The 17,143-nt window shown below is 62.5% G+C and carries 15 protein-coding genes; 8 read left to right on the top strand and 7 right to left on the bottom strand.

The annotated features are described in order from the left end of the window. Window positions 1–19: 19 nt before the first annotated feature. Entirely contained in the window at window positions 20–730 is a 711-nt protein-coding gene (locus ACWGTO_RS10075) for a GntR family transcriptional regulator (RefSeq protein ID WP_454574708.1), read from the bottom strand. A gap of 209 nt (window positions 731–939) precedes the next feature. On the opposite strand from ACWGTO_RS10075, the gene ACWGTO_RS10070 reads away from it, so the two are divergent. From ACWGTO_RS10070 to ACWGTO_RS10045, 6 genes are all read left to right on the top strand, one after another. Then, a complete protein-coding gene (locus ACWGTO_RS10070) occupies window positions 940–2,421 on the top strand; it encodes an ABC transporter substrate-binding protein (RefSeq protein ID WP_454574707.1) in 1,482 nt (493 codons plus the stop codon). 76 nt (window positions 2,422–2,497) lie between these two features. After that, entirely contained in the window at window positions 2,498–3,460 is a 963-nt protein-coding gene (locus tag ACWGTO_RS10065) for a carbohydrate ABC transporter permease (protein WP_454574706.1), read from the top strand. After that, window positions 3,457–4,347 (top strand): carbohydrate ABC transporter permease, encoded by an 891-nt coding sequence (locus ACWGTO_RS10060; RefSeq protein ID WP_454574705.1) that lies wholly within the window; start codon window positions 3,457–3,459, stop codon window positions 4,345–4,347. Before ACWGTO_RS10065 ends, ACWGTO_RS10060 begins: the two co-directional genes overlap by 4 nt. A gap of 10 nt (window positions 4,348–4,357) precedes the next feature. Beyond that, window positions 4,358–5,455, top strand: coding sequence for an ABC transporter ATP-binding protein (locus ACWGTO_RS10055; RefSeq protein WP_454574704.1), 1,098 nt, complete (start codon window positions 4,358–4,360; stop codon window positions 5,453–5,455). A 34-nt stretch (window positions 5,456–5,489) separates the two neighbouring features. Then, on the top strand, window positions 5,490–6,653 hold the full coding sequence (locus ACWGTO_RS10050; RefSeq protein ID WP_454574703.1) for a mandelate racemase/muconate lactonizing enzyme family protein: 1,164 nt from the start codon (window positions 5,490–5,492) through the stop codon (window positions 6,651–6,653). Window positions 6,654–6,676: 23 nt separating this feature from the next. After that, complete coding sequence (locus tag ACWGTO_RS10045; RefSeq protein WP_454574702.1) at window positions 6,677–7,420, top strand: ribonuclease activity regulator RraA; 744 nt, start codon at window positions 6,677–6,679, stop codon at window positions 7,418–7,420. A gap of 95 nt (window positions 7,421–7,515) precedes the next feature. On the opposite strand, the gene ACWGTO_RS10040 is transcribed toward ACWGTO_RS10045, so the two are convergent. Beyond that, window positions 7,516–8,586, bottom strand: a complete 1,071-nt coding sequence (locus tag ACWGTO_RS10040; RefSeq protein ID WP_454574701.1) for a DUF930 domain-containing protein — start codon at window positions 8,584–8,586, stop codon at window positions 7,516–7,518. A gap of 221 nt (window positions 8,587–8,807) precedes the next feature. Beyond that, window positions 8,808–8,963 carry a DUF1127 domain-containing protein gene (locus ACWGTO_RS10035; protein ID WP_454574700.1) on the bottom strand — a complete coding sequence of 52 codons (156 nt, stop codon included), beginning with the start codon at window positions 8,961–8,963 and terminating at the stop codon, window positions 8,808–8,810. A 232-nt stretch (window positions 8,964–9,195) separates the two neighbouring features. Between ACWGTO_RS10035 and ACWGTO_RS10030 the strand changes: the two genes are divergently transcribed. Further along, the gene (locus ACWGTO_RS10030) at window positions 9,196–10,065 is read left to right on the top strand and encodes a LysR family transcriptional regulator (RefSeq protein ID WP_454574699.1); all 870 of its coding nucleotides are present in this window, start codon (window positions 9,196–9,198) and stop codon (window positions 10,063–10,065) included. A gap of 3 nt (window positions 10,066–10,068) precedes the next feature. Here the strand turns inward: ACWGTO_RS10030 and ACWGTO_RS10025 are convergent, their stop codons facing one another. After that, the gene (locus ACWGTO_RS10025; RefSeq protein ID WP_454574932.1) at window positions 10,069–10,452 is read right to left on the bottom strand and encodes a helix-turn-helix domain-containing protein; all 384 of its coding nucleotides are present in this window, start codon (window positions 10,450–10,452) and stop codon (window positions 10,069–10,071) included. 134 nt (window positions 10,453–10,586) lie between these two features. On the opposite strand from ACWGTO_RS10025, the gene ftsZ reads away from it, so the two are divergent. Then, window positions 10,587–11,567: a cell division protein FtsZ gene (ftsZ, locus tag ACWGTO_RS10020; RefSeq protein WP_454574698.1), complete on the top strand. Its 981-nt coding sequence runs from the start codon at window positions 10,587–10,589 to the stop codon at window positions 11,565–11,567. Window positions 11,568–11,670: 103 nt separating this feature from the next. Here the strand turns inward: ftsZ and ACWGTO_RS10015 are convergent, their stop codons facing one another. From ACWGTO_RS10015 to nirB, 3 genes are read right to left on the bottom strand one after another with little or no spacing between them, the layout of a single operon-like run. Beyond that, a complete protein-coding gene (locus ACWGTO_RS10015) occupies window positions 11,671–14,352 on the bottom strand; it encodes a nitrate reductase (RefSeq protein WP_454574697.1) in 2,682 nt (893 codons plus the stop codon). Window positions 14,353–14,355: 3 nt separating this feature from the next. After that, entirely contained in the window at window positions 14,356–14,685 is a 330-nt protein-coding gene (nirD, locus tag ACWGTO_RS10010) for a nitrite reductase small subunit NirD (RefSeq protein WP_454574696.1), read from the bottom strand. A gap of 5 nt (window positions 14,686–14,690) precedes the next feature. Continuing rightward, entirely contained in the window at window positions 14,691–17,141 is a 2,451-nt protein-coding gene (nirB, locus tag ACWGTO_RS10005; RefSeq protein WP_454574695.1) for a nitrite reductase large subunit NirB, read from the bottom strand. Window positions 17,142–17,143 lie beyond the last annotated feature (2 nt).

The raw sequence follows: 17,143 nt of genomic DNA, 5'->3' as shown, positions 1-17,143 counted from the left end.
ACGTTCCGGACCGGATGTTCTATCCCGCCCGAGCGGCGTTACGCGCGCGCATGTGCTCGAGGACATGCCGGCCGGAGCCCTCGACATGGCGCGCAATCAGTTCGGCGGCCTCGTCGGCATTTCCCGCTTTTACATGCGCGATGAGCTCGCGGTGCTCGCGAAGGATTGCGGCACGCCGGGCGAGCGTGAAATTGAAACGCCGGCTCACAGCCCGCAGCACTTCGCGATGCTTCCACCAAAGCTCGGCGGCATGCCGGTTGTAATGCCTCTGGTACATCACGGTGTGAAAGGCGGTATCCAGCTCGCTGTGCCTGAACGTGTCAGCAAAGTTGTTCTCTTCAATCAGGCTCTGGATACGTTCGAGTTCGGCAATGTCCTCGACGGTAGCCATATTCACAAACCATCGCGTCAGGGCTGGCTCGATCAGCACTCCGATCTCGTAGATATCCCGAACAAAATCCTGGTCTATAGGCCGGACGCGCGCCCCACGGTTGGCAACAAAGGTGACAAAGCCCTCGCCGCGCAACAGCTGCAGAGCCTCGCGCACGGGGTTGGTCGAGGTACCGTGACGCCGGGCGAGATCAGTGACCACAAGCCGTTCGTTGGCGGCGAGCCGCCCCTCGATGATGTCTTCCCTGATCAGTTGATAAAGCGAGGCGCCCTCGCTGGAGGCCCCGATAGGGTCGATCCCTTCGGGTGGCTCTGCTTTGAAATCGCTTGCTTCGGCCAATGCTGTCCCCAAATCAATACACGCTTTAATCGATATCACGCACGGTTTCCATAAACAATGTATGATTTGGCGCGTTGACAGACAATCCACGATCTGAAAACGTATGAAGTGCTCGAAGGGATACATCGAACGAAGCGTTCGGCCACCGACGAGCAGGACCGCTCGCCTCGACGCAGAGCGGCGTGGGAGAGAAACCTGGAGGATACCCTATGACGAGGATTTCACTCGGCGGTGCCGTCCTGCGCGGCACTGTCTCCACTGCTTTGATGGTATCGATGATGTCCGCATCGGCGCTGGGTGCGGCGCCCGTCGACTTGAGCAAGTGGTCGCCCGAATATGTGCGCTCCATTGCGGGCACGCAGGAATTTGACACGGCCGCCGATTGCGGCAAGGTCACCCCTCTCGACTACAAGGGGCGACTGACTTTCTGGTATCAGGGCGTGTTCGAGGGCGACCCCGACCTCCTGCGCCAGTATTACAAGGATTTCTTCGAAACCTTCCGCAAGACCTACCCGAACATCCAGCTGGAAGAACAAGCCCTCACCTACAACGACCTCCTCGACAAGTTCCGCACGGCGCTCCTTGGCAATGCCGCGCCGATGGCCGTGCGCCTGCAAATCCTGGGTGGCACCGAATTCGCCGCAAAGGGCTATCTGCAGCCGCTCAAGCCTGAGGATGTAGGGTACTCCACCGACGACTTCTGGCCTGGCGCCATGAAGGCCGTGACCTGGGACGGCGTAACCTACGGCATTCCAACCAACAACGAGACGATGGCGTTCATATGGAATGCCGACATCTTCAAGCGTGCCGGCCTCGATCCGGACAAGGCTCCGGCAACCTGGGACGACGTCGTCAAGGATTCCAAGCAAATCCACGACAAGCTTGGCATTGCCGGTTACGGCCTCGTGGCGCGCAAGAATGCCGGCAATACGCCGTACCGTTTCATGCCGCAGCTGTGGGCCTATGGCGGCGGCGTCTTCGACGAAGCAACGGCGAACCCGACCTACAAGGAGATCCTACTCAACAGCCCGCAAAGCAAGGCGGCGCTGCAGGCCTCCTACGACATGTATGTTCGGGACAAATCGGTTCCGGTCTCGGCACTCACCAACCAGCAGGCAGACAATCAGCCCCTGTTCCTGGCCGGCCAGCTTGGCATGATGGTCTCGCACCCGTCCGACTATAACGTCATGCTCGACCTGCAGAAGAAGGCGACCGGCACCGACAAGGACAAGGCGCAGACCGTTATCGACAACATGCGCTATGGGTTGATACCGACTGGCCCGGACGGCAAGCGCGCAGTCGTGTTCGGCGGCTCGAACATTCACATCCTAAAGCCCGAATATGTCGAGGGCGGCAAGGTAGACGAGCCGGCGGCAAAGGCCATCATCTGCATGTGGACGAGCCCGGAATGGTCGCTGAAGATGGCCTATGCCGGCTCCAACCCCGGCAACCTCAACGGCTTCAAGACCAAATGGATGAAGGAACGTCTGGACCACATCAAGTTCCTCGATGTCACGACTTCGATGTTGCCATACGGCATTCCGTTCCCAGCGCTGCCTCAGTCCCCCGAGATCATGAACATCATCGTCCCGGACATGCTGCAGAATGCCCTGACCGGAGCGATGACCGTCGACCAGGCAGCGGACGACGCGGCCAAGAGGGTGAAAGAGCTGATGGGCGGCGGACTCTAGCCGGAGCCTGACCTGCGATCCACCGGCTGCACTGAGAGTGCAGCCGGTTCGTTCCGAATAACAAGGGCACGCCAAAGTGACGATCGTGACCGGCAAGGCCGGGGCTCGGCAAGAGTTGCGGCCCGCTCGTTGGAGCCTGCTGCGACGGAATATCTGGGAGCATCGCGCAGACTACGCGTATGTGCTGCCTGCGATTGTCGTGATGCTCATCGTCATCGCTTACCCGATTTACTACACGGTCGAGCTGTCGTTCTTTAATACGCCGCCGGGCCTGCAGCTTCGCGACAAGATCTTCATCGGCTTCGACAACTACACGGCAATCCTCACAAGTGAGGTGTTCTGGAAGGTCACCTGGAACACCCTTGTCTGGACATTGGCATCCACCTTCGTCTCCTTCGCCCTCGGCTTTGCCGCCGCGCTGGCGCTCCACCGCGACTTTGTCGGCCGTGGCGTCCTGCGCGCCATCCTGATCATTCCCTGGGTGATCAGCGCGGTCGCCGCCTCCTATATCTGGAAGTGGATCTACCATTCGGATTTCGGCATCATCGGCGCGGTGCTGGTCGGCCTCGGGTTGACCGACCGGCCGCCGAACTTCATCGACAGCGTCAGCACGGTGTTGCCCTCCCTGATCGTCGTCAATATCTGGCGCGAGTTTCCGTTTGCCATGATCATGATGATGGCCGGCCTGCAGACAGTTCCCGACCAGTTGCTGCGCGCCGCCAAAGTCGACGGGGCCAATGCGTGGCAGCGCTTCTGGCACGTCACCTTCCCGCACCTGAGGGACGTTTCGACGGTGACGATCCTGCTGCTCGCGGTGGCCAACTTCAATTCGTTCATCATCCCCTGGATCATGACCGGGGGCGGGCCGTCCAATGCATCACATATCTGGATTACCCATATCTACGAGCTCGCCTTCGGCCGGCAGCGCTGGGGTGTGGCTTCGGCCTATTCGGTGCTCCTCTTCCTGTTCATGATGACGCTGGGATACTTCTACGTCCGTGCGCTGAGCGGCAACGAGCGGAAAGAGGCGAACTCATGAGCACGATTGCCGAGACTGCTCCTCGAAGCCGGTCCCCTCGCCGCGGGGGCTTCGACGGATGGCGGTGGGCCGGACGCATCTTCCTCGTGTTCATGCTGCTCTACACAGCGTTGCCGATGGTCTGGATGCTGATCACTTCGATCAAATCCGGGTTCGCGGCGATGCAATTCCCGCCGCAATGGTGGCCCGACGAACCCACCCTCGCCAGCTACCAGAAGCTGCTCGATCCGCAGAACAGTGTCGGCCAGGACTTCCTCCGCTTCTTCTGGAACAGCCTTTTCGTGTCGACCGCCACGACAATCCTTTCGGTGATCGTGGCTGTCCCTGCCGCCTACGCGTTTTCGCGCTTCCGTTTCCCCGGCCGGAACTTCCTGTTCTTCACCGTGCTGCTGCGCAACATGTTTCCGGCTGTGATCTTTCTGGTACCGCTTTTCATCCTGATGCGCATGCTGGGGCTGGTGAACACGCATGGATCGCTCATCCTCACCTACCTCACATTCGGCTTGCCGCTGGCGATCTGGCTGCTCAAGGGCTTCTACGACAACATTCCGGTGCAACTCGAGCAGGCAGCGCGCATCGATGGGGCAACACGGTTCCAGGCCTTTATCCTGATCGTGATGCCGCTCTCGACGCCGGGGATCATCGCCACGGCGATCTATTCCTTTATCGGCGCGTGGAACGAGTACATCTACGCCTATACCTTCCTGTCAAAGAACGAGCAGCTGACACTGCCGGTCGGTATCCAGCGCTTTTTTTCGGAAAATACGACGGATTTTCCGGGTCTGATGGCGGCCAGCTTCATGATGAGCGTGCCCGTCGTGGTGCTGTTCCTCGTCCTGCAACGATACTTCGTACGCGCCCTTACAGAAGGCGCGGTCAAGCACTAAGGAGCTGCCGATGGCCCACGTGGTCCTCAAAGATCTGGTCAAGACCTATGGCAGCTTCAAAGCCGTCAACAATGTCTCGCTGACGGTCAATGACGGCGAATTCGTTGCGCTTGTCGGCCCCTCGGGCTGCGGCAAGACGACGACGCTCAATCTCATTGCCGGGCTGATCCCGATCACGTCGGGCGATATCGTCATCGGCGACCGGGTGGTCAACGACCTCGACCCCAAGGACCGGGACATCGCAATGGTGTTCCAGAACTACGCGCTCTATCCGCAGAAGTCGGTCTATATGAACCTCGCCTTCCCGCTGCAAATGCGCAAGCTGCCCAGGGGCGAGATCGACAAGAAGGTCAGGGAAGCGGCGCGGGTGCTCGATATGACGCAGCTGCTCGAGCGCAAGCCACGCGAACTTTCGGGCGGGCAACAGCAGCGCGTTGCCCTGGGTCGCGCCCTCGTTCGAGATCCGGCGGTATTCCTGATGGACGAACCGCTCTCCAATCTGGACGCAAAGCTGCGCGTGCAGATGCGGTCCGAAATCAAGCGGTTCCACCAGGACCTCAAGGCGACGATTGTCTATGTGACACACGACCAACTCGAGGCCGTGACCATGGCGGACAGGATGGCTGTGATGAACGGCGGCCACCTGCAGCAATACGATTCGCCGGCGCAAGTTTTCGCCCATCCCGCCAACATGTTCGTTGCGAGCTTCGTCGGCAGCCCGGCGATGAGCCTTATCCCGCTAGAGGCGTCGACCGCAAACGGCAGCACCGTTCTGACGAGCGCGGAAGGCTGGAGCCTCCCGCTGTCGCAACTCAACGCGCGCAAGGTCCTGGGAGCAACCACCAGGAAGGTCGTGCTCGGCGCGCGACATTCGACGATCAAGCTGCACAAGAGCGCTGCCCCCAGCGCCATTCCGGCCAAGGCCTATACGGTGGAACCAACCGGAGACGTCACCTTCGTGCAAGCGTTCCTCTCCGGCGCGATCGTCAACATCAGCGTCTCTCCCAACATCGCCGTCACACCCGACGAGCACATCTGGCTCGAGTTCGATCAGGAACGCATCCATCTGTTCGACGGCGAAACGCAGATGGCCCTTCAGGCCGATTGAAACAGGGGCGGATGCGTTCGGGGAATGCGTGTAAATGACCACGAAACTTAAGATCACGGCGATCAAGCCTTATCCGGTGTGGGTGGGAACGCGCAACCAGATGCTCCTCAAGGTCGAGACCGACCAGGGCATCTTCGGTTGGGGCGAGAGCGGCTTGAGCGGTCGCGAAAAGGCCGTGGCCGGCGCGCTCGAGCACTATCGCGAATTTCTCATCGGCCGCGATCCGATGCAGATCGGGCGGATCTGGCAAGAGGTCTATCGTAGCCAGTACTTCGAAGGCGGGCGCGTTCTGCAGGCGGCGATTTCCGCCATCGACATTGCCCTTCACGACATCAAGGGCAAGGCGCTGGGGGTGCCGGTCTACCAGTTGCTCGGCGGCAAACAGCGCGACCGCATCCCCACCTTCGCCTCGACCGGAGATGAAGCCGAGGGCGATGTTGCCATCGAACGAGCCCGGGAACTGTGCGCGCAGGGGTGGCAGGCGATCCGCTTCTTCCCCATCGGGCAAAGCAGCGGAGACATCTTCGAGCCGCGCGAGTCGATCGGCGCGACCGCGAGCATGCTGAACAAAGCACGCGAGGCGCTGGGCGATGACGTCGTCCTTGGTATCGACTATCATCATCGGCTGTCCGTGGCCGAGGCGGCGAGCTTCTGCAACAAGCTCGGCCGTGGCGTGCTCGATTTTCTTGAAGAGCCGATACGCGACGAGACGCCAGAGGCCTACGAATCCCTGCGCACGATGACCGACATCCCGTTCGCCATCGGCGAGGAATTTGCCAGCAAGTGGCAGTTTCTGCCGTACATCGAGCGCGGCATCCACCAATTCAACCGGCTCGATGTTTGCAATGTCGGCGGGCTCACCGAGGCGATGAAGGTCGCTGGCTGGAGCGAGGCGCATTATGTGGACCTGATGCCGCACAATCCCCTTGGCCCAGTCTGCACGGCCGCAACCCTCCATCTCGCCGCGGCAGTGCCGAATTTCGCGTGGCTCGAGACCAGGGCGCCCGAAAGGAAGCTGGGTTTCGATAATTCCGAGTTCTTTCCCGTGCAACCACGGCTAGATGGCCCCGATTACCCGGTCAGCGATTTGCCGGGACTGGGCGTCGAGATCAACGAAGAGGCGATCCAGGCGCAGAGCTTCCGCTTCTGGGAAGCGCCTCACCTCAGGCGTCGCGACGGGTCTGTTACGAACTGGTAGTTTCATTTCAACCGGAGTCCACAATGACGCATACCCCCGACATCACGCGGCCGCCCAAAGATCTGATCGACGCGCTCAGGGAGATCGGTGCAGCGACGGTCGCCGGCACGCTCGGCCATATGGGCTTCCGCAATCCGCACATGGTCGGTCCGGTGGCGCAGAACCATGGGAAGTCGATCGTCGGGCCGGCGCTGACGCTACAGTTCCTGCCGCAGCGGCCGGACCTCTTCAGCGAGGGAGAATACGCCGATCCCGAAACGCAGTTGCACCGGCACGTGCTCTACCACGCGCAGGAAGGCGATGTGGTCGTCGTCGACGCGCGCGGCGACATGAGTTCGGGCGTCTTCGGCGATATGATGTCGACCTATTTCAAGGGCAGAGGCGGTGCGGGCATCGTCATAGACGGATGCATGCGTGATCGGCCCAATGTCGAAAAGCTCGATCTGCCCCTGTGGCTGCGCGGTTGGACGCCAAATTATCACGTCCAGACCAGCATCTATCCCAATGCCGTCAACGTTCCGATTGCCTGCGGCGGCGTCACGGTCATCCCCGGCGACATCATCGTCGCCGACGACGACGGGGTGGTGGTGCTTCCCGTCGCAATGGCCCACAAGGTAATTGAAGAATCACGCAAGCATCACGATTGGGAGGAATTCTCGCGCATGAAGCTGATGCAGGGCGCGCCGCTGCAGCGCTACTATCCGCTGCATGACGACGCCCGCGGCGAATATGAGGAGTGGCGCAAAGCCAACCGCCCGGGTGATTGAGGTACAACCCACTCGGCACATCCCGCCCCCAACTGGAAATCATCCTGGTCCAGGTATTCCGGCCTGGGAAAGATGCCAGGAGCTTAGCGCGGAGGCTATCCACCGGAATACTGCCGGCGAAGTGCCTGTTCGAGGCTGGTGCTTTCGGCCGGCGAGGCGGGAGATCCGACACGGGAGGTAAAGGACAGGACCCGCGTCGCATTGGCGTCGATCTCGCAGCGGAAGCTCAGATGGTACCATGTTGTTCGCGTGCGGAAATAGGCATCCGGGTCGTTGATGATATTGCCCACTTTCTGCCGAACAATCGGCCAGAAGGCGGGAACGAAGGAGGCGTCAAACAGCTCCTGCTGCAGGACGCTGGCACAGAGTTGGCCGGCCCGCTCTTCTCGCGGCAGTCCATTGATCGCGGTCGTGACAAGCGCATCGCCGGTAGCGCCTTGCGAGAAGAGCTTGCGGACGCCCGGAAGGCCCGAATAAGCGCCGGCAGTGGCCACGTCCGTGGAGCTAAGCCTCTTGGCACCTCCGCTTCCAGGCTTCGAGACCTTTGCAGGGCTTGGTTTCGACATGTTCTCGGGCCTGGCCTTCGGCGCCTGGGCCGACGCAGGAAGCTCAATCTCACCATCGTCGCCGGGAGCTGTCAAAGGCACTGCGACCGCAGCTTGTTTGTCAGCGTCCTGCGGCTGCTGTTTGTCTGCTTCCTGCTTGCTTGCGTCCTCGGTCTCCGGCTTCTCCTCGGCCTTGGTCGTACCGTCCTGCTCCCCGAAGTCTGGCGCAGCGGGTTTGCTCTCAGCCTTCGGCTCGCCCGGCGGTTTTGAAACGTCATCCTTGGCCGGCGCCGGCGAGTTGTCCTGGGCGCTGGCCCCCTCCAGGGATTTCCGCGAGCCGGCATTTTTGTCCCCGAACTGAAAAACAGGCCTCAGGCCCTCGATTTTCGGTGGCGCAAGCGGTTGTTCAACCTTCTGCTCGGGCGGCTTTTCTGCTTCCGGCGGCTTTTTGGCTTCGGGTTTTTGTGGAGGCTTCGGCTTTGGCGGATCGGGCGGCGGCACGAGCGCGACATTGATCGGCTGCTCCTCTTGCGGCTCCTGAGGAGGAATGGGCAGACCGTAGACCAGGAACGCGGCGATGAGCGCATGCAGGGCCAGCGATGCGGGCAAGGCCCACAGCAAAGTCCGACGCCGCTCGGATGTCTCCGTCTTCATCCCTCACGATGTGGAGCGAAACTGCGGCGGCATCAAGCATGGCCACCGCATTGGCGCAATTTAGCCGCAGCTCGGCGGTTGAGGAGTATCGATCGGCTCACGAGGCCAGCGCACCGGCCGCCCAGGTACCGACCCAATGCGCGGCACCGAGCGCCCATCCGAAAGCTCCATCATCCGCCTCCATTGTACTAGCGATGCAGGGTGGCGTAGCGGGCATGCTCGCGGATGTCTTCGGGGGAAATGCCGGCATCTTCCAGCGTGCGCTCCGGAACCCGCCTCAAGCTTGCAAGCGTCTGGCGATAGGCAAGCCAACGAGCGAAACGGCGTCGAAGGTCATAAAGCATGATCGTCTCCTTGGTGCGCGGAACGCTCCGCGTTTGGGTTACTCGAAAGCGCAAAGCGTACACCCCTTGGCTCGTTCGCCGCCGAAAGGATTGTGCTGGCTTTGGGCCGTTGAAGCGATTGTCACTGTCTTCCAGACAAGAATTGTTCAACGCTTCCAATGGCTACATACTTGCGCGTGATGCCCCCTTCGCGCTACAGCCAAGGTCGCAAGGAGTTTTTCATTTCTGAAAAATGGATATCGACTGGGACGATCTGAGGTTGTTTCTGGACGTTGCGCGGCTCGGTGGCTTGAGCGCTGCGACGACAACCACGCGCCTCAGCGCGGCCACCCTCGGGCGACGCGTCACCGCGCTCGAAAAGCAGATCGGCGAACCGCTCTTCGTGCGTCAGCAGACCGGCTACCGGCTGACAGCGGTCGGCGAGGACCTGCTGCGGCGCGCCGAAGACGTCGAGGCGGCAATGCGATCGCTGACCCGCTGGCGCGAAGGAACCCTGCCTGACCGCATTGTCCGCGTCTCGGCCGGACCATGGACCTCAGCCTTCATTTCCGCCCATATCGGCGATATCTGGACGGTCGATGACGGCATAAGGCTGGAACTCGTCACCACCACCGACCGGGTCGACATCGGCCGCCGCGCCGCCGACATCGGTATCCGCAGCGAGCGCCCGACCGAGCGTTGGCTGGCGGGCCGTCAGAGCGGCAAGGTCGCCCACGCCATTTACTCCGGACGTCACCTGATCAACGGCGTCGCCGCCGGCTTGTTCGTCGGCGTCACCGGTGAAGGGGCAAACATAGCCTCGGCGCGCTGGCTGCAAGCCCATCACGGCGACCGCATCGCCGTACGCGGCAACGACAGCCATTCGGTGCGCGAACTGGTGGCCGCCGGCGCCGGCCTTTCGATCTTTCCGTGCTTCGTCGGCGACAGCGATCCGCGACTGGTTCGCGTCGCCCAGCCGCTTCCCGAACTCGAAACCGACCAATGGATCGTCACCCATCACGATGAACGTCACTCCCCGCCGGTACGAAAGGTCGCCGACCGGATTGCCACCTTGATGCGGACGTACCAGCCGCTGTTTCGCGGCGAGACGCCTATTCGGTAGGCGTCATGCGTCGGTCCGCTTCCGCTTGCGGGATCGCAGCCGGCCTGGAGATAGACCCTTCAGTCTGGTTACGACGCGATTCATATGAGCTTGGTGAGTGAACCCCACGCGCAAGGCAATCTCAGCCAGTGGCTGATCGCTGTCTTCCAAGAGCTCAACTGCACGATCGACGCGGCGGCGCAGGCTGAATTGATATACCGGCAAACCTGTCGCCTCGCGAAAGGCGGCTGTGAAAGCGCGCCGTGGCATGCCCGCCAACTCAGCGAGGCGATCAATCGATATGGTCCCCCTCCAACTCGGCGTCGATCGCGGCAAGCAAAACCGTTGAGGCGTTAGCGCGTCGTTCAGGAGGTCGGCTCGGGTAAGCGTATATGGTACGAGCGCCACATCTTGTCTTGCCGCAAAGCTCACCCTCTGATTCCCTGCGCCAAGGCTATGGAGCCTGATTCTTGCACCTGGCGTGTTCAAACGGCGCGCTCCGGGATAAATCCTTTGTCGATCAATTCCAAGGAGACAAGACGATGAGCACAGCGGCAAGGCCCGTCATCTCGGAAATGCGGCCGAAGATAACCGTTGTCGGTGTCGGCGGTGGTGGCGGCAACGCGGTCAACAACATGATCGCGGAAAATCTGCAGGGGGCAGAATTCATTGTCGCCAACACCGATGCCCAGGCTCTAACCATGTCCAAGGCGTCGCGGCTGATCCAGTTGGGAGCCCATGTCACGGAAGGCCTGGGCGCCGGATCGCTGCCCGCGGTCGGCCGTGCGGCCGCCGAGGAATCGATCGACGAGATCAGGGACCACCTTGCGGGAACCCATATGTGCTTCGTTACCGCCGGCATGGGGGGCGGAACTGGAACCGGCGCCGCGCCCGTTATAGCGAACGCTGCGCGCACAGCCGGTATCCTGACGGTGGCGGTCGTCACCAAACCATTCACCTTCGAAGGAAAACGCCGCATGCAAGCCGCAGAAGAGGGCATCGAGCAGCTTCGCGAATGCGCCGATACCGTGATCGTTATTCCGAACCAGAACCTGTTCAGGATCGCCGACGCCAAGACGACTTTCGCGGACGCCTTCGCCATGGCCGATCGCGTCCTTTATTCCGGCGTCGGCTGCATCACCGACCTCATCGTCAAGGAGGGGCTGATCAATCTCGACTTCGCCGACGTGAAGTCGGTGATGCGCGACATGGGCCGCGCGATGATGGGCACCGGGGAAGCCACGGGTGAGGACCGCGCCAGGAAGGCCGCCGAAGCCGCTATCGCAAACCCGCTTCTCGACGAAGCCTCGATGATCGGCGCCAAGGGCGTCCTGGTCTCGATCTCGGGCGGCATGGACATGACGCTGTTCGAAGTCGATGAGGCCGCCACCCGCATCCGCGAGGAGGTCGACGCCGATGCCGACATCATCGTTGGCGCGATATTCGACCGGGCACTTGCCGGAAAATTCAGGGTCTCAGTCGTCGCGACAGGATTGCGGTCGGGACTTGAGATGCCACAGTAAGCAAGGGACCCGGTTCCTGATCTATAAGTCGCACGTCCCCACTGCTTTGGATCCTGGCCTCGATCTCAGCACCTGAAGACATCGACAGAAACCGGGGGCGCACCTACTCTGCGGCCTGAACCCGGTTAAGCTGGATGATCGCCTTGATCTCGGCTCGGCAGGAGCCGCAATTGGTGCCGGCCTTCAGGGCGCCGCCGATGGCATCGACGGTCGTGCAGCCGGCCGCAGCAGCCGTCGCGATCTGGTTGGCCCCGACGCCGAAACAGGAACAGACGATCGCACCGGCATCTGGCCGTTCGGCTCCAGCGCGGCCGGCGACGATGCGGAAGCGTTCGCGCTGGCTGGCGTGCACCTCCTCGAGCTGTTGCGCTGCCCAGCCGCGTGATACCGCGACCGGTCCGGGCGCAACGAACAAGGCTCCGGCGAGGTGCTTGTCATCGAAGGCGGCGATACGGTGCTGGCCCGCGTCGCGGTCGTGATAGGCGAGCATTTCGGTATTCGGCCGCGCGCCGAACAGGGACCGGGCAAAACCTGCCCAGTCGATATCGTCGGTGGCAAAAGCAAATTCGAGCCGCCAGCCGCCCTTGCATTTGGCCACCGCCCAATAAGCCGCGTCAACCATCGCTGGCCGCCGGCGCATCACGGCGAAACCAAAGGCCCTTGCCGCAAATTTCTCGATGTGGGCCGCGACATGTTTTAGCGCCGGCTGGCCGGAAACAGGATCAGTCAGCGGCGCGGTGAGCGCGTCGAGCCGGCCCTTGGCGGCGAACTGGTCGGTCCAATGCATCGGTGCAAACAGACTGCCACGGCGCTGGCGGGACGTGATCATTGCGCGCACGAGCACCTCGCCGCGCGGGCTGGAGATGCGCACGATGTCGGCATCGCCAATGCCGTATTGCTGTGCATCCGTCGGATGGATTTCGACGAAGGGCTCGGCGATGTGCTGCGACAGACGCGAGCTTTTGCCGGTGCGCGTCATGGTGTGCCAGTGATCGCGGACCCGGCCGGTGTTGAGGATGAGCGGATAGTCCGGATTGGTGCGGATTTCCGTGGCGGCTAGAATGCCGACGAAGCGGGCCTTGCGGTCGGTCGTGTAGAAATTGCCGTCGGCGAAGAAACGGGTGATGGAGGGACCAGGTGCGATCTTCTGGGAACTCGGCGCCGGCCATTGGAACGGCTCCAGCGTGCCGTAGCCTTCTTCACCAAGACCACCATAAGCGCCAATATCGAAATCCCGCGCACCATCATTCTCAAAGCCTGACAGCGCGGCGTGTTCGGCGAAGACCTCCCAGGGCGCCTCGTGCGCAAACGCCGCGCCAAAGCCCATCCGTCTGCCGACTTCAGCAATGATCTGCCAGTCCGGCCGCGCCTCGCCCGGCAGGCCCAGAAATACGCGCTGGCGTGAGATGCGGCGCTCTGAATTGGTGACGGTACCGTCCTTCTCACCCCATGCGGCGGCGGGCAGCCGGACATGGGCATGGCGGACCGTGTCGGTCCTGGCCAACACGTCGGACACCACGACGAAGGGGCAGGCCTTGATTGCCGCTTCGACGGCATCGGCGTCCGGCATCGAATCGACCGGATTGGTGGCCATGATCCACAGCGCCTTGATGCGCCCGTCGGCCAGCGCCTGAAACATCTCGACCGCCTTCAGGCCAGGCTTTTGCGCCACGGCCGGCGCGTTCCAGAAGCGCTGCACGCGGCCACGGTGTTCAGGGTTTTCGATCTCCATATGAGCGGCCAGCATGTTGGCCATGCCGCCGACCTCGCGGCCGCCCATGGCGTTGGGCTGGCCGGTCACCGAGAACGGCCCTGCTCCTGGCTTGCCAATGCGGCCGGTGGCGAGATGGCAGTTGATGATGGCGTTGACCTTGTCGGTGCCGGACGTTGATTGGTTAACGCCCTGGCTGTAGACGGTCACGGTCTTCGCGGTGACCGAGAACAGGCTGTAGAAACGGGTGAGCTCATCCTCGCTGAGGCCGGTGGCGGCCGCGACACAGGCAAGGTCGAGTTTCGAGGCGGCAAAAAGGGCGTGGCCGAAACCGGCGGTGTGCGCGGAGATGTAGCCGCGGTCGAGCGCGTTGTGCTGGCCGAGATAGGCGAGGAGACCCGTGAACAAAGCGACATCGCCATCCGGCGCGATCGCCAGATGCATGTCGGCGATGTCGGCAGTCATGGTGCGGCGCGGGTCGACCAGCACAATCTTCATGTCGGGCCGCTTTTCCCGCGCCGCGGCGATGCGCTGGTAGAGCACGGGATGGCACCAGGCGAGGTTGGAGCCGACCAGCACGATCAGGTCGGCGAGTTCGAGATCCTCGTAGGTGCCCGGCACCGTGTCGGAGCCGAAGGCGCGGCGGTGGCCGGCCACCGACGAGGCCATGCAGAGGCGGGAATTGGTGTCGATGTTGGCCGAGCCGATGAAGCCTTTCATCAGCTTGTTGGCGACATAGTAGTCTTCGGTCAGCAACTGTCCCGAGACATAGAAGGCGACCGAGTCCGGGCCGTGCTCGGCAATGGTTTGCGAGAAGGTCGAGGCGACGCGGTCGAGCGCCTCGTCCCAACCGGCTCGGCGACCGTTGATTTCTGGGTACAGCAGCCTGCCGTCGAAGTCGATGGTTTCGGCCAGGGCCGAGCCCTTGGAGCAAAGCCGGCCGAGATTCGCCGGGTGATCGGGGTCGCCGCGGACGCTGACTTCGCCGTCCGCGGCGACCTTCGCCAGCACGCCGCAACCCACTCCGCAATAGGGGCAGGTGGTCCTCACCTCGCGCGCTGCGTCAATCTCCATGTTTCAGGCCGCGCGGCTGGCAAGCGCTTCGAGCGCGATGAACAGACGCTCGCCCTCAATCCTGACGGGAATGGTGCGCACGGCGCCCTCATCGGCGCCGAGCGCCCTGCCCGTCTCCAGCGAAATCACCCAATTGTGCAGGGGACAGGTCACCGCCGTGCCATGCACGATGCCCTGGCTGAGCGGCCCTCCCTTGTGCGGGCAATGGTCGTCGATGGCATAAACCTGATCGTCCGCCGTGCGGAAGACGGCGATCTTGCCTTCCGGCGTGTCGACGCAACGCGCGCCACGGCGAGGGATGTCGGACATGGCGCCGATTGCAATCCAGTTCATCTCCATCACTCCGCCGCCTGCGCAAATCCGACCGAGGCCATCGGCCTGAACTCGTGCTTGTCCTTGCCTGAAACGCGCTCCGACCACGGGTCGACCTGGGCGAATTTCTGGCTGAAGACGAAGCGCTCGTAATAGGCCTTGCGCTTCTCGCCATCGTCCATGATCTGGCGCTTGATCTCGGGAATGCCGATGCGCTTTGCCCATTTGTAGATGCGCTCGAGATAGCGGCCCTGCTCGCGATACATCTGCGTCAGCGCCACGATATGCTCCAGCGCCTCGTCTTCTGTCTTCACAAGGCCGAGCACCTCGGTGCCCTTGATGTCGAGGCCGGCCGCACCGGCGAAGTGGATCTCGTAGCCACTGTCGACGCAGATGACGCCGACATCCTTGCACGTCGCCTCGGCGCAATTCCTCGGGCACCCCGACACCGCCATCTTGACCTTGGCCGGCGTCCACGAGCCCCACATGAATTTCTCGATGCGGATGCCGAGCCCCGTCGAATCCTGCGTGCCGAAGCGGCACCAGCCGGAGCCGACGCAGGTCTTCACCGTGCGCAACCCCTTGGCATAGGCATGGCCGGAGACGAAGCCCGCCTGGCCGAGATCGGCCCACACCGCCGGCAGGTCCTCCTTGCGGATACCCAGCATATCGATGCGCTGGCCGCCGGTGACCTTGACCATGGGGATCTCGAACTTGTCGACGACGTCGGCGATGGCGCGGAGTTCCGCGGCGTTTGTCACGCCACCCCACATGCGCGGTACCACCGAATAGGTGCCGTCTTTCTGGATGTTGGCGTGGACACGCTCGTTGATGAAGCGCGACTGGTAGTCGTCGGCGTAATCATCCGGCCAGTCGCAGACGAGATAGTAGTTGAGCGCCGGCCGGCATTTGGCGCAGCCGCAGGAGGTCGTCCATTCCAACTCCTGCATGACGGCCGGAATGGTCCTCAGGCTCTTGGCGATGATCAGCCGCCGAACCTCGTCATGGCCGAGCGTGGTGCAGCCGCACATCGGCTGTACGGCGGCCGGGTTGTATTTGTCGCCAATGGTCAACACCATCAGCTTCTCGACCAGCCCGGTGCAAGAGCCGCAGGAGGCCGACGCCTTGGTGTGGGCGCGCACATCATCGAGCGAAGTCAGGCCTTTGCCTGAAATCGCGCCTGTGATCTTGCCCTTGCAAACGCCGTTGCAGCCGCAGATTTCCGCATCATCCGGCAAGGCTGCAACGGCCGCCATAGGGTCCAGCGGGGCACCCCCCTGGTATGACTGGCCGAAGATCAGCGTGTCGCGCATTTGCGTAATATCGGTCTGCTTCTTCTTGAGGTCGTTGAACCAGGCGCCGTCCGCCGTCTCGCCGTAGAGCACGGTGCCGATGATGCGGTCGTCCTTCAGCACCAGACGCTTGTAGACGCCGGCCGCCGCGTCGCGCAGCACGATCTCCTGGCGATCCTCGCCTTCGGCAAAGTCGCCGAGCGAAAACAGGTCGATGCCGGTGACCTTGAGCTTGGTCGGCGTGTCCATATGGACGAAGGCCGCCGCCTCGTTGCCTGCAAGCTGGCTCGCGGCAACGCGCGCCATCTCGTAGAGGGGTGCTACCAGCCCATAGACCTGGCCGTTGACCTCGGCGCATTCACCGAGCGCATAGATATCGGGGGCGTTGCTGCGCATGCCGGCGTCGACGACGATGCCGCGATTGACGGCGATGCCGGCCTGTTTCGCCAACGCCGAATTCGGCCTGATGCCGACCGCCATGACCACCAGCGTTGCCGGAATGACGGTGCCGTCGGCCAGTTCCACTTGGCCGACCTTGCCGTTGCCGGTGATCGCCTGGGTGTTGGCCTGGGTGATGACCTTGATGCCGCGCTCCTCGACGGCGCGCTGCAGGAGATAACCGGCTGCTGGATCGAGCTGGCGCTCCATCAGTGTCGGCATGACATGCAGCACGGTGACGTCCATGCCTTGGGCGTTGAGACCGGCCGCCGCCTCGAGCCCGAGCAGGCCGCCACCGATGACCACGGCCTTGGCCCGCGACTGCGCGGCAAGCATCATCGCCTGCACGTCGTCGAGGTCGCGATAGGTCAGCACACCCGGCAGATCATGGCCGGGTACCGGAATGATGAACGGCACCGAGCCGGTGGCGATGACGAGCTTGTCGTAGGGCTCGGTGACGCCGTGATCGGACGTAACGGTCTTCGCCGCCCGGTCGATGGCGATGATCTTGTGACCCTTGTAGAGGGTGATGCCGTTGGCGATGTACCAGCCGTCGCCGTGGATGATGATTTCCTCAAATGCCTTTTCGCCCGACAGCACCGGCGACAGCATGATGCGGTCGTAGTTCACCCGCGGCTCGGCGTTGAAGATGGTGACCTGGTAGCGCCCGGGCGCTTGCTCGAAAAGGTGCTCCAGCATGCGCCCGGGGGCCATGCCGTTGCCGATGATGACGAGTCTTTCGCTCATGA

The sequence above is a fragment of the Mesorhizobium sp. PL10 genome, from assembly GCF_053714315.1.
Note: the sequence above shows the minus strand (reverse complement) of the source record. Positions and strands in the feature narration are given on the sequence as shown.

Excerpts from the sequence above, each read along its gene's own strand:
- ACWGTO_RS10070 (WP_454574707.1), top strand. The coding sequence starts at position 940 with ATGACGAGGATTTCACTCGGCGGTGCCGTCCTGCGCGGCACTGTCTCC.
- ACWGTO_RS10060 (WP_454574705.1), top strand. The coding sequence starts at position 3,457 with ATGAGCACGATTGCCGAGACTGCTCCTCGAAGCCGGTCCCCTCGCCGC.
- ACWGTO_RS10055 (WP_454574704.1), top strand. The coding sequence starts at position 4,358 with ATGGCCCACGTGGTCCTCAAAGATCTGGTCAAGACCTATGGCAGCTTC.
- ACWGTO_RS10050 (WP_454574703.1), top strand. The coding sequence starts at position 5,490 with ATGACCACGAAACTTAAGATCACGGCGATCAAGCCTTATCCGGTGTGG.
- ACWGTO_RS10045 (WP_454574702.1), top strand. The coding sequence starts at position 6,677 with ATGACGCATACCCCCGACATCACGCGGCCGCCCAAAGATCTGATCGAC.
- ACWGTO_RS10035 (WP_454574700.1), bottom strand. The coding sequence starts at position 8,963 with ATGCTTTATGACCTTCGACGCCGTTTCGCTCGTTGGCTTGCCTATCGC.
- ACWGTO_RS10030 (WP_454574699.1), top strand. The coding sequence starts at position 9,196 with ATGGATATCGACTGGGACGATCTGAGGTTGTTTCTGGACGTTGCGCGG.
- ftsZ (WP_454574698.1), top strand. The coding sequence starts at position 10,587 with ATGAGCACAGCGGCAAGGCCCGTCATCTCGGAAATGCGGCCGAAGATA.
- ACWGTO_RS10015 (WP_454574697.1), bottom strand. The coding sequence starts at position 14,352 with ATGGAGATTGACGCAGCGCGCGAGGTGAGGACCACCTGCCCCTATTGC.
- nirD (WP_454574696.1), bottom strand. The coding sequence starts at position 14,685 with ATGAACTGGATTGCAATCGGCGCCATGTCCGACATCCCTCGCCGTGGC.
- nirB (WP_454574695.1), bottom strand. The coding sequence starts at position 17,141 with ATGAGCGAAAGACTCGTCATCATCGGCAACGGCATGGCCCCCGGGCGC.